This window comes from Azospirillum ramasamyi (genome assembly GCF_003233655.1).
Lineage (GTDB): Bacteria > Pseudomonadota > Alphaproteobacteria > Azospirillales > Azospirillaceae > Azospirillum > Azospirillum ramasamyi.
In genome coordinates this window covers 59298-70411 of the sequence record NZ_CP029831.1, presented here as the reverse complement: position 1 = coordinate 70411, position 11114 = coordinate 59298, and the positions used below count along the sequence as shown (strand labels likewise).

General features: G+C 68.0%; 13 protein-coding genes. 11 read left to right on the top strand and 2 right to left on the bottom strand.

Features of this window, described 5'->3' with window-relative positions; all coding sequences use genetic code 11:
- On the bottom strand, positions 1–810 hold the full coding sequence (gene mazG, locus DM194_RS16980) for a nucleoside triphosphate pyrophosphohydrolase (protein ID WP_111068775.1): 810 nt from the start codon (positions 808–810) through the stop codon (positions 1–3).
- Positions 811–1051: 241 nt separating this feature from the next.
- On the opposite strand from mazG, the gene DM194_RS16975 reads away from it, so the two are divergent.
- The 9 genes from DM194_RS16975 to DM194_RS28225 all read left to right on the top strand — a co-directional run bounded on the left by DM194_RS16975 (position 1052) and on the right by DM194_RS28225 (position 9599).
- Positions 1052–1504: a MarR family winged helix-turn-helix transcriptional regulator gene (locus DM194_RS16975; RefSeq protein WP_111068774.1), complete on the top strand. Its 453-nt coding sequence runs from the start codon at positions 1052–1054 to the stop codon at positions 1502–1504.
- A 15-nt stretch (positions 1505–1519) separates the two neighbouring features.
- Positions 1520–2437: an efflux RND transporter periplasmic adaptor subunit gene (locus DM194_RS16970; protein WP_246024425.1), complete on the top strand. Its 918-nt coding sequence runs from the start codon at positions 1520–1522 to the stop codon at positions 2435–2437.
- A gap of 7 nt (positions 2438–2444) precedes the next feature.
- Entirely contained in the window at positions 2445–4547 is a 2103-nt protein-coding gene (locus DM194_RS16965) for an FUSC family protein (protein ID WP_281280318.1), read from the top strand.
- The gene (locus DM194_RS16960) at positions 4544–4753 is read left to right on the top strand and encodes a DUF1656 domain-containing protein (RefSeq protein WP_111068773.1); all 210 of its coding nucleotides are present in this window, start codon (positions 4544–4546) and stop codon (positions 4751–4753) included. The genes DM194_RS16965 and DM194_RS16960 overlap by 4 nt, the downstream gene beginning before the upstream one ends.
- A 47-nt stretch (positions 4754–4800) precedes the next feature.
- Positions 4801–6156 (top strand): sensor histidine kinase, encoded by a 1356-nt coding sequence (locus DM194_RS16955; protein WP_111068772.1) that lies wholly within the window; start codon positions 4801–4803, stop codon positions 6154–6156.
- An 11-nt stretch (positions 6157–6167) separates the two neighbouring features.
- Positions 6168–7178, top strand: coding sequence for an NADH-quinone oxidoreductase subunit B family protein (locus DM194_RS16950; RefSeq protein ID WP_246024424.1), 1011 nt, complete (start codon positions 6168–6170; stop codon positions 7176–7178).
- A 4-nt stretch (positions 7179–7182) separates the two neighbouring features.
- Positions 7183–8646 carry a nickel-dependent hydrogenase large subunit gene (locus DM194_RS16945; RefSeq protein ID WP_111068770.1) on the top strand — a complete coding sequence of 488 codons (1464 nt, stop codon included), beginning with the start codon at positions 7183–7185 and terminating at the stop codon, positions 8644–8646.
- A 150-nt stretch (positions 8647–8796) separates the two neighbouring features.
- Positions 8797–9099, top strand: a complete 303-nt coding sequence (locus DM194_RS16940) for a PsiF family protein (RefSeq protein ID WP_111068769.1) — start codon at positions 8797–8799, stop codon at positions 9097–9099.
- A 341-nt stretch (positions 9100–9440) separates the two neighbouring features.
- Positions 9441–9599, top strand: coding sequence for a hypothetical protein (locus tag DM194_RS28225; RefSeq protein WP_162630102.1), 159 nt, complete (start codon positions 9441–9443; stop codon positions 9597–9599).
- Positions 9600–9709: 110 nt separating this feature from the next.
- Here the strand turns inward: DM194_RS28225 and DM194_RS28975 are convergent, their stop codons facing one another.
- Positions 9710–9832 carry a hypothetical protein gene (locus DM194_RS28975; protein ID WP_281280317.1) on the bottom strand — a complete coding sequence of 41 codons (123 nt, stop codon included), beginning with the start codon at positions 9830–9832 and terminating at the stop codon, positions 9710–9712.
- A gap of 299 nt (positions 9833–10131) precedes the next feature.
- Between DM194_RS28975 and DM194_RS16935 the strand changes: the two genes are divergently transcribed.
- Positions 10132–10782, top strand: coding sequence for a HyaD/HybD family hydrogenase maturation endopeptidase (locus DM194_RS16935; protein WP_111068768.1), 651 nt, complete (start codon positions 10132–10134; stop codon positions 10780–10782).
- A gap of 16 nt (positions 10783–10798) precedes the next feature.
- Positions 10799–11110 (top strand): HypC/HybG/HupF family hydrogenase formation chaperone, encoded by a 312-nt coding sequence (locus tag DM194_RS16930; protein WP_111068767.1) that lies wholly within the window; start codon positions 10799–10801, stop codon positions 11108–11110.
- The last annotated feature ends 4 nt before the right edge of the window (positions 11111–11114 follow it).

The following is an 11114-nucleotide window of genomic DNA, read 5'->3' as shown; positions in this document are numbered from 1 at the left end:
TCAGGATTCGCCGCGTTCCTCGCGCTTGGCCTGCTGCCACAGCGCTTCCATTTCGTCCAGCGTGGCGTCCTGCGGCTTGCGGCCCTGTTCGGACAGCAGCGCCTCGATCCGGTGGAAACGGCGTTCGAACTTGGCATTGGTGCCGCGCAGCGCCGTTTCCGGCTCCACCTTCAGCCGGCGGGCGAGGTTGACCAGCGCGAACAGCAGGTCGCCCAGCTCGTCGGCCACCCGCTCCTGGGCCGATCCGGCATCCATCTCCGTCCGCAATTCCCGCACTTCCTCCTCGATCTTGTCGAGGATGTCGCGGGCGTCGGTCCAGTCGAAGCCGACCCGCGCCGCGCGGTTCTGCAGCTTCAGCGCGCGGGTCAGGGCGGGCAGGCCGGCGATCACGCCTTCCAGCGCCGACGGCGCCCGGCCTTCCTCGGCGGCCTTGGCCGCGCGTTCGGCCGCCTTGTGGTCCTCCCAGCGCGAGGTCTGCTGGTCGGAGGATTTCACCTCTTCCGGTCCGAAGACATGGGGATGGCGGCGGATCATCTTGTCGGTGATGACGCCGGCCACCTCGTCGAAGTCGAACAGGCCTTCCTCGCGCGCCATCTGGCTGTAATAGACGACCTGGAACAGCAGATCGCCCAATTCCTCGCGCAGGGCGACCTTGTCGTCCTTCTCGATGGCGTCGGCGACCTCATAGGCTTCTTCGATCGTATGCGGAGCGATGCTGCGGTAGGTCTGCTCCAGATCCCACGGGCATCCGCCGTCGGGATTCCGCAGCCGCGCCATCACGTCGAGCAGCCGGTCGATGTTGCGGGTCATGACTTGCGGTCTCCGGATACGGGCAGGAAGGTCCGCCGACGATAGCGGACAGGGACGGCCGGGGGAAGTTGCGCGGATCGGACACTGCCATTCCCACTTTGCGGGCGCACCAAGAATGCATAACGTTTCTTATGTAAAATAACGCGTGCTCCGTACGCCTCAGACCAGCCATGCGGCAGCCGGGGCTTTCGCGGCGCTGAGGCGGCTTGCCGGATTTAGATAGCAAACCTATTAATTAGGTATGCTACAAGATAAGCCCCTGCGCCTCCCTCCCAATTTCGGCCTGCACCTGTTCCGCGCCTCCCATCTGTGGCGGCGGGCGGCGAACAAGGTGTTGGCTGAGAGCGGATTCTCCAGCTCGGCGATCACGCCCCTGATGCTGCTGGCCGAACTCGGCGACGGGTTGCGCCAGCGGGAACTGGCGGAGGAGATGGCCGTTGAGGGACCGTCGCTCGTCCGGCTGCTCGACGGGTTGGAGGCCGCGGGGCTGGTGGAACGGCGGGAGGATGCCGGCGACCGGCGGGCGAAAACCCTGCACATGACCGACGCCGGACGTCAGTTGTTGGCGCAGGTGAACGAGGCATTGAACGACGTCCGCCAGCGATTGATGGCGAATGTGACGGAGGCCGACGTGGAGGCCTGCTTCCGCGTGCTCGCCACCATCGAAGCCAACGCCAAGCGCGAACACACCTGACCGGAGCCCAAGACCGTGAAATTCCTGCCTTCCCTGCGGACCGTGGCCCGGATCGCCGTGACCCTGCTGATCACCGTGGCGGCGGTCGGCGGTGGCCTCTGGTTGTGGGACTATTACATGAACGAGCCCTGGACCCGTGACGGCCGCGTCCGTGCCGACATCGTGCAGGTGTCGTCAGACGTCGCCGGACTGGTGACTGATGTTCGGGTGTCCGACAACCAGTTGATCCACAAGGGAGACGTGCTGTTCGTCGTCGATCCCGGCCGTTACCGGCTGGCGGTGGAGCAGGCTCAGGCCAATCTCGACAGCGCGAAGGCGGAGCAGTCCTACCGCAGCGCCGAGGCCCATCGCTACGAGCAATTGGGCAACAACGTCGTCTCCACCGCCCAGCGGCAGGAGGTGATGTCGGCGCTGGCGAAGGCCGCCGCTGCCGCGAAGCAGGCCGAAGCCGCGCTCGACCTCGCCCGTTTCAACCTGGAGCGGACGGAGGTCAGGGCGACGGTCGACGGCTACGTCACCAATCTTCAGCTGAAGACCGGCAATTACGTTGCCGCCGGGCAGGCGGTGGTCGCGCTGATCGACCGGCATTCCTTCTACGTCATGGGCTATTTCGAGGAAACGAAGCTGCCGCGCATCCATGCCGGGGCGCCCGTCTCCGTGCGGATCATGGGGACGGACGCTGAACTGCGCGGGCGGGTCGACAGCATCACCCATGCCATCGTCGACCGCGACCGGGCGGAAGGAACCGGGCTGGTCGCAAACGTCAACCCGACCTTCAACTGGGTGCGGCTGGCACAGCGGATTCCGGTGCGCATCGCGCTGGAGGAGGTGCCGGACTCGCTGCAGCTGGTGGCCGGACGCACCGCGACGGTGTCGGTCATCGGCGCTCCGGACCGCGCGCCCGAGGTCGCCGGGCTGGCGGCCGGGCGGTGAGCGCATCGTGACGGCGAAATCCCCTGCCCTCGCCCTGCCCCGGGCGCCGACCTTCGACGAGCTGGTCTTCTCGCTGAAGTCCTTCGCGGCCTCCATGCTGGCGCTCTACATCGCCTTCGGCATGGGGTTGCCGCGCCCCTTCTGGGCGATGCTGACCGCCTATGTGGTGTCGAGCCCGCTGTCGGGAACCGTTCGGTCCAAGGCCGTGTACCGCGTCGCCGGCACGGTGATCGGCAGCATCGCCTCCATAATACTGACGGTGGAGCTGATCAACGCGCCGGAGTTGCTGTCGCTGGCGGTCGGGCTGTGGGTCGGCGGCTGCCTGTTCGTCTCGCTGCTGGACCGCACGCCGCGCAGCTACGTCTTCATGCTGGCCGGCTATACCGCCGGGCTGATCGTCTTTCCCGGCGTCGCCAATCCCGAAGCGATCTTCGACACCGGCCTTGCCCGGGTGGAGGAGATCATCCTGGGCATCGTTTGCGCCACCGTCATCCACAGCGTGGTGCTGCCGCGCGGGTTGGGTCCGGTGCTGCTCGGCAAGCTCGATGCGGCGCTGCGCGATGCGGAGCGCTGGACGCTCGACGCGCTGGACGGGGCGGAGATGGACGCCCGGCTGCGCGACCGCCACAAGATGGCCACGGACCTGACCGAATTGCGGGTGATGACCACCCACCTGCCCTACGACACTTCGGACCTGCGCTGGATGACCCGGCCGATGCGGGCCTTGCAGGACCGGATGGCGTATCTGCTGCCGGTGCTGACCGCGGTTCAGGACCGGCTGATCGCGCTGCGCCGGCCGGACGGCTCGCTGCCGCCGGATGTGGCCCCCGTGTTGACCGCCGTGCGCGACTGGATCGCCGCCGGGGCCGCGGCCGATCCGGCGGAGGCCGAGCGCCTGATCGGCTGGCTCGACCGGCTGGAGGCGGAGGAGTCCGCGGATTCGGCCGGCGATTGGGAGGCTGCCATCCGCTTCAGCTTGATCCGGCGCCTGCGGGCGCTGGTGGAAATCCACCGCGATTGTCGGAACCTGCGGGCGCACATCGCCTCCGGCGACCATGCCCTGCCCGACCATCTGGACCCGCTGGCGCGCAAGCGGTCTCGCGGCGTCTTCCATCTCGACCACGGCATGGCGCTGTGGTCGGCGGCGGCGGCGCTGCTGGGGATCACCGTCATCTGTGCCTTCTGGATCCTGACCGGCTGGTCGTCCGGCTCGGTGGCGGCGATGATGGTGGCGGTCTTCACCTGCTTCTTCGCGTCCTTCGACGATCCGGTGCCGGGCATCCGGCTGTTCCTGGTCTATACGCTGGCCTCGATGCCGCTGTCGGCCTTCTATCTGCTGGTGGTGCTGCCGTCCTTCGACAGCTTCCCGATCCTGGTGCTCTGTCTGGCGCCGACGCTGGTGGGCTTGGGCGTATTCGTCGCCCGGCCGGCGACGATGGGCAAGGCGATGGCGCTGATCTTCGGCCTCGGCGGCTCGCTCAGCCTGCTCGACACCGGGACCGGCGACTTCGCCTCCTTCCTGAACAGCAGCGCCGGGCAGATCGTCGGCATCGTCACCGCCATGCTGGTCACCCGTTTGTGCCGGTCGGTCGGCGCCGCCTGGAGCGCCCGGCGCCTGCTCCATGTCGGCTGGCGCGAAATCGCCGATCTGGCCGGACGCAGGGCCGCTCCGTCGGCGGACGGTTTCGAAAGCCGCATGCTTGACCGCGTGGGACTGCTCTCGGCGCGGCTGGCGCAGGCCGGCGGATCGGTGGATGTGGACGCCATCGATGCGGTGCGCGACCTGCGGGTCGGACTGAACGTGGTGGAGCTTCAACGGGTCAGGCCGGTGCTGGGCGCCAGGGCCGGGCCGGAGCTGGACCGGCTTCTGCGCGGCGTGGCCGCCCATTTCCGCGCCCTGTCGGCCAGGCGCCCAGAGCCGGCTCCGGCCGAACTTCTGGGCAGCATGGACGCGGTGCTGTCGGCGGTCGCCGCGGCTCCACGCTGCCCCGAACGCGACCGGGCGGTGGTGGCGCTGGCGTCGCTGCGGCGCAGCCTGTTCCCCGACGCCGCGATCTGCGCCCCCCAGCCGGCGGACGAGTTGGATTTTCCTGAAAGGGCACGCGCATGATCGGCGAGATCGATGTCTACGGCCTGTTCGTTCCGCCGCTCCTGGTGCTGGCCGTCGTGGCCTGGGCGGTGTCGGCGCTGCTGCGCCGGGGGTTGCGCGCGGTCGGCGCCTATGGCTGGGTCTGGCACCCGCCGTTGTTCGACTTCGCGCTCTATGTGCTGGTGCTGAGCGGCCTTGCCGGGCTGTGGTCGGCCTGGACGACCTGACGAAATCCGCCGCACCCAAAGCAGGCGGAGCATGCTAGGCTGGGCGCATGACCGCCCCCCTGTCGCAGCCCTTTTCCATCCCCGGCATGCTGCCCGATGCCGACGCCGAGAGCGCCTGGATCGAGGTGATCCGGAAGATGGACGAGACTTACGCCAATCTGGTGTCGCAGCAGGTGGAGCTTGAGCGCAAGAATGCCGAGCTGGAGGAGGCGCAGGCCTTCATCGCCAGCGTCCTCGGCTCCATGACCGACGTGCTGATCGCCTGCGACCGCGACGGCCGGATCGAGCAGACCAACCCGGCCGCCGAGCGGGCGCTCGGCTGCACCGGGCGGGAGCTGACCGGCCGGCTGCTGCGCGATTTCCTCGACCCCGGCTCCCACGCCGCCTTCGCGCGGCTGTGCAGCGCCGCACTTCAGCGGGAGGGGGGCAGCGATGTGGAGCTGTCCCTGCACGGGCCGACCGGACCTTTCCCCGTCGCGGTCAACAGCACGGTGCGCTACGACCAGCGCGGCCATGCCATCGGGCTGGTCCTGGTCGGCCGGCCGATCGGGGAGTTGCGGCGCGCCTACCGCGACCTCGCCGCCGCCCATGAGGGGCTGAAGCAGACCCAGCAGCAGCTCGTCCATTCGGAAAAGATGGCCTCGCTCGGCCGGCTGGTCGCCGGCGTGGCGCATGAGCTGAACAACCCGATCTCCTTCGTCTACGGCAACGCCCATGCCATGCGCCGCTATGTCGACCGCCTGACCGCCTATCTCGACCGCGTGCATGAGGGGGCCGGCGCCGCAGAACTGGCGGGTCTGCGCAAGGAGTTGCGCATCGACCGCGCCCGCGCCGACGCGGCGGCGACGCTGGACGGCATGCTCGAGGGGACGGAGCGGGTGCGCGACATCGTGGCGGAGCTTCGCCGCTTCTCGTCGGAACAGAAGCATGCCTCCGAACGCTTTGATCTGACCGCACTTCTTCGCTCAGCCGTGACCTGGGTGGCGAAGGCGCAGATGCCCGACCTGACCGTCGTCTTCGACCTGCCGGAGACGCTGGAGATCGCCGGCCATCCCGGTCATCTGCATCAGGTCGCCATGAACCTCGTCCAGAACGCCATCGACGCCATGGCCGGCGCTGCGCCCAAACGGCTGGAACTGCATGGCCGGCAGGAGGCCGGGGAGGTCGTCGTCACCATCCGCGATACCGGCCACGGCATTCCCGAGACGATCCTGGGCCGTATCTTCGACCCCTTCTTCACCACCAAGCCGGTCGGCAAGGGCACCGGGCTCGGGCTGTCGATCAGCTACCAATTGGTTCGGGACCATGGCGGCGCGCTGGCCGCTGCCAACCATCCCGACGGCGGGGCGCTGTTTACCCTGACCCTGCCGGCGGCCGGGCACAGGCAAGGGGCGGTGCGATGAGCGGCCGAGCGATGAGAGAGCGTCCGCTGTCGGTGCTGTGGCTGCAATCGGGCGGCTGCGGCGGCTGCACCATGTCGCTGCTCTGCGCCGAATCCCCGGATCTGATGGCGCTGTTCGAGACGGCCGGCATCCGGCTGCTCTGGCATCCCAGCCTGTCCGAGGAAACCGGGGATGAGGCGCTGGATCTGTTCGAGCGCATCCGGTCCGGGACGGAGCCGCTCGACGTGCTGTGCGTGGAGGGATCGCTGCTGCGCGGCCCCAACGGCACCGGACGATTCCACGTCCTGGCGGGAACCGGCCGGCCCACCATCGACTGGGCGCGCGAACTGGCCGCCGTCGCCGGCACCGTGGTGGCCGTCGGCACTTGTGCGGCCTATGGCGGCATCACCGCGGGCGGCGAGAACATCGCCGATGCCTGCGGCCTGCAATATGAGGGGACGCAACGCGGCGGGGCGCTGGGCGGGGAGTTCCGCGCGCGCGGCGGCCTGCCGGTGGTGAATGTCGCCGGCTGCCCGACCCATCCCAACTGGGTGACCGAGACGCTGATGCTGCTGGCCGAGGATGCCCTGGCGGCCGACGATCTCGACCCGTACCAGCGCCCGCGTTTCTACGCCGACCATCTGGTCCACCATGGCTGTCCGCGCAACGAGTATTACGAATACAAGGCCAGTGCGGAGAAGCCTTCGGACCTCGGCTGCCTGATGGAGCATCTCGGCTGCCTGGGCACCCAGGCCCATGCCGACTGCAACACACGCCTGTGGAACGGCGAGGGATCCTGCACCCGCGGCGGCTCCGCCTGCATCAACTGCACGGCGCCGGGATTCGAGGAGCCGGGGCATCCGTTCCAGCAGACGCCGAAGTTCGCCGGCATCCCCATCGGCCTGCCGACCGACATGCCGAAGGCGTGGTTCGTGGCGCTGGCCTCCCTCGCCAAGGCGGCGACCCCGGAACGGGTACGCCGCAACGCCGCCGCCGACCGCATCGTCGTGCCGCCCACCATCCGCCCCACCCGGAAAGGCTGAACCGGTGAGTGAAGTGCCGACACGCCGCCTGATCGTGGGTCCTTTCAATCGTGTAGAGGGCGATCTTGAGGTAAAGCTTGAGGTCGAGGGCGGACGTGTTTCCGCCGCCTATGTGAACTCCCCGCTCTTCCGCGGGTTCGAGCGCATTCTGGAGGGGCGCGACCCGATGGATGCGCTGGTGGTGGCGCCGCGCATCTGCGGCATCTGCTCCGTCTCGCAAAGCCATGCGGCGGCGCTGGCGCTGGCCGGGGCGATGGGGGTGGAGGCGCCGCGCAACGGCATTCTGGCGACCAACCTGATGACGGCGACGGAGAACGCCGCCGATCACCTGACCCATTTCCACCTGTTCTTCATGCCCGACTTCGCCCGGCCCGCCTACCAGGGCCGCCCGTGGTTCGAGCGGGCGGAGGCGCGCTTCAAGGCGGCGCAGGGCAGCGCCGTGCGTGGCGCCACCGCGGCGCGGGCCGAACTTTTCCATGTGCTGGGCATCCTGGGCGGCAAGTGGCCGCACACGCTGACACTTCAGCCCGGCGGCGTGACCCGCGCGGCGGATGCGCGCGACCGGGTGCGGCTGCTCGCCACCGTCGGCGCCTTCCGCCGCTTTCTGGAGGACAGCCTGTTCGGCGCCCCGCTGGACCGTATTCTGGACCTTGCGGCGCCGGAGGATCTGGAACGCTGGCGCCTTTCCGGTCCAGGCGGTGATTTCCGCCTGTTCCTGGAGATCGCGGAGGATCTGGATCTCGCCCATTCCGGCCGCGCCCATGGCCGCTTTCTCAGTTACGGCGCCTATCCTGAGGCCGAGGGCGGGCATCTCTACCGCCGCGGCACCTTCGCCGATGGCCGGGACGCCGATTTCGACCCCGATCAGGTGACCGAGCATCACCGTTTCAGCCGCATGGCGGGGCAGGACCGCCCCCATCCGCCCTTTGCCGGCTCGACCGTGCCCGACGGGGCGGACGAGGAGGGATACAGCTGGTGCAAGGCGCCGCGGCTGGCCGGACTTCCCTATGAGACCGGGGCGATTGCGCGGCAGCTGGTGGACGGCCATCCGCTGATTCGGGCGCTGGTGGCGCTGGATGGCGGATCGGTGCGCAGCCGGGTGGTCGCCCGCCTGCTGGAACTGGCACGCACCACCCGCGCCATGGAAGGCTGGCTGCGTGCCATCGAGCCCAGCGCCCCTTGGTGCATGACGGCGGACATGCCCGACAGCGCCCAGGCCGTGGGCCTGACCGAAGCCGCCCGCGGCGCGCTCGGCCACTGGCTGCGGGTCGAGCGCGGACGCATCGCCGGCTATCAGATCATCGCGCCCACGACTTGGAACTTCTCCCCCCGCGACCTCGACGGCGTCCCCGGCCCGCTGGAGCAGGCTCTGGTCGGCGCCCCGGTGCAGGAGGGAGAACGCACGCCGCTGTCGGTTCAGCACATCGTCCGCTCCTTCGACCCCTGCATGGTCTGTACGGTGCATTGAGGAGTAACGCAGTTATATCGACGATCCGGCCAGGCATCTGTCCACCGTTCACTGCCCTGATGCGCCCGTTGGCGCTTTGATTCCAAGGGTGCATCCTCGGCCGACCGCGACATGCCTCTCGCGAGGCGGCGTGCCTGGGAGGATCCGAAGATGCTAAGGTACGTTTTTGCAGCTGCTGCCATTGCTGTGACGTTTGCCTCCAGCTCGGTTATATCGGCGGCCACACCGCAGCAGGAAAAGATGAAGACCTGCAATGCCGATGCGACGGCCAGGAGCCTGAAGGGCGACGAACGCAAGGCGTTCATGAACACCTGCCTCTCGAACAAGCCGGCCGCCGAGACTGCCAAGCCGATGACGGCCCAGCAGAGCAAGATGAAGAAGTGCAATGCCGAGGCGGCTGGGAAAACCGGCGAGGACCGGAAGGCGTTCATGAGCAGCTGTCTGAAGGGCTGACCGCCAGGGCGAAGCTGCATGTCTGGACTTTGCGGACGGGCAGCGGGCCGGGGCACCGACGCGCGCCCTCTGCCTTCTCATGGCGTTCATGGGCGCACCATCGCCGTCGCGGGGGCCGGCGAACGCTTTGGGAAGTCGGTTCAAGCGTTCGCCGGTACTATCCGTGCCGCGATCTCGTATAAACATCAATGAATTGCCGGCAATTTTTAATGTTTGTCTGAGGCTGTGGAACAGCGTCCCACGGATTGCGGCATAGCCGGATGCCATCGAATGCGGGCCGTGAGTGGGGATGAACCCGTTGCAGGCCTGTTGGGGTTGGATCACCAAGCAGGGAGCGCATCATGAGCGACAAACCCAACGAAGACCAACCCACCCAGGGCGAGCGCAATCGGCAGGCGCCGGATTCGCCGTCGACCGGGCACGACCCGAAGAAGCCCGCTTCAGAAAAGGCCAGCGACCGCGAAGGCCAGACGCGGGAGCCGGGATACGACGAAGCCTAGTCCATTGTCCATGCCTTCAGGAGCCTCGCTCGCAAGTCTGGCTCTGCGGAAAATCGGCGTCAATTCAGCCGTTTGAATGATGAAGTTGAAGTGTCGCCACAGGTCGGCGCTCACGAGACGATGAATGCCGCGTAGGACATGACGCCGACGAACATCAGAAGAGAAACCATTCTGGCCATTTCCACCTCCATCGGGCGGAGCATCCCGCCGGGGATGTCCGCCTTGATGGACAAGATCTAAATCCGCAGGTGGCCGGGATAAAGACGCGGATCCCGGTTTCACCGTTCGGCTGCTGCGAACAATCGGCCCGTACACTCTGCGGCAAGCGCGCAGCCAGACCGGCAAGTAAGTTGCCACTTTCCATGCATGCTGTAATGTTGATGTCCACAATCGCTGACATGACGAGCGATGGGTGGAGGAATATGTCTTCCGATCAAGGGCTTGGCCTTATGGCCGGTCCTGGCATGGAACTTGTACGAACAGGCCCCGGCGGCGGAGCGCTGCGGAATGGGACAAAGGCCGGGGCATGGGAATGGACGGAACTCGGGACGGTAACGGGCGCGGGGCGCCGCGAATCCTGGTGTTGGGCATCGGCAACATCCTGTGGGCCGATGAGGGTTTCGGTGTCCGCACCGTGGAGCGCTTGGCCGCCGAGTGGCGGTTTCCCGACAACGTCACGCTGATGGATGGCGGAACGCAGGGGCTATATCTGCTGCCGTATCTGGAGAATGCCGACGCCCTGATCGTGGTCGACGCCATCGACTATGGCCTGCCGCCGGGCGCCCGCCGCGTCTTCCATGGCGACGAGGTGCCGGCTTTCCTGGGCGCCAAGAAGATGAGCCTGCACCAGACCGGGTTTCAGGAGGTGCTGGCCAGCGCCATGTTCCTCGACCGCTGCCCGGAAAAGCTGATCCTCGTGGGGGTCCAGCCGGAATGTCTGGAGGATTACGGCGGCGGCCTGACCGATACCGTCGCGGCCCAGGTCGCCCCCACCATCGGCGTCATTCTGCAACTGCTGCGCGGTGAATTCGGCGTGGAGGGCGTACGCCGGGACGCCGCTGCCGAAATTGCCGCGCCGGCCATCGGCCGCGACGCCTATGAGGCCGGCCGGCCCAGCGCCGAGGATGCCTGCCGCATCGGCGATCCCCGCATTCTGGCGGCGCTGTCCGCCACGGCATCCTGACGGGAGCGCGGTCAGCATGTGCATCGGCATTCCCCTGCGCCTGTCCGCCATCGACGGCATCGTGGGCCGGGCGGAGGATGGGGCGGCCATCGACCTGTCCCTGGTCCCGGAGGCCGGACCCGGCGATTGGGTGCTCGGCTTCCTGGGCGCCGCCCGCCGGCTGCTCGAACCCGAAGAGGCGGCGCAGATCCTCGATGCGCTGGCGGCGATGGCCGCAGCGCTGGACGGGGAAGCTCTGGACAGCGCCTTCGCCGACCTGACCGGCCGCGAACCGACCCTTCCCCCCCATCTGGAGGCGGCCCGCGTGGCCGGCCTGACGGAAGCCTGATCCC

Excerpts from the sequence above, each read along its gene's own strand:
- DM194_RS16975 (WP_111068774.1), top strand. The coding sequence starts at position 1,052 with ATGCTACAAGATAAGCCCCTGCGCCTCCCTCCCAATTTCGGCCTGCAC.
- DM194_RS16935 (WP_111068768.1), top strand. The coding sequence starts at position 10,132 with ATGGACGGAACTCGGGACGGTAACGGGCGCGGGGCGCCGCGAATCCTG.
- DM194_RS16930 (WP_111068767.1), top strand. The coding sequence starts at position 10,799 with ATGTGCATCGGCATTCCCCTGCGCCTGTCCGCCATCGACGGCATCGTG.
- DM194_RS16940 (WP_111068769.1), top strand. The coding sequence starts at position 8,797 with ATGCTAAGGTACGTTTTTGCAGCTGCTGCCATTGCTGTGACGTTTGCC.
- DM194_RS16960 (WP_111068773.1), top strand. The coding sequence starts at position 4,544 with ATGATCGGCGAGATCGATGTCTACGGCCTGTTCGTTCCGCCGCTCCTG.
- mazG (WP_111068775.1), bottom strand. The coding sequence starts at position 810 with ATGACCCGCAACATCGACCGGCTGCTCGACGTGATGGCGCGGCTGCGG.
- DM194_RS28225 (WP_162630102.1), top strand. The coding sequence starts at position 9,441 with ATGAGCGACAAACCCAACGAAGACCAACCCACCCAGGGCGAGCGCAAT.
- DM194_RS16955 (WP_111068772.1), top strand. The coding sequence starts at position 4,801 with ATGACCGCCCCCCTGTCGCAGCCCTTTTCCATCCCCGGCATGCTGCCC.
- DM194_RS16950 (WP_246024424.1), top strand. The coding sequence starts at position 6,168 with ATGAGAGAGCGTCCGCTGTCGGTGCTGTGGCTGCAATCGGGCGGCTGC.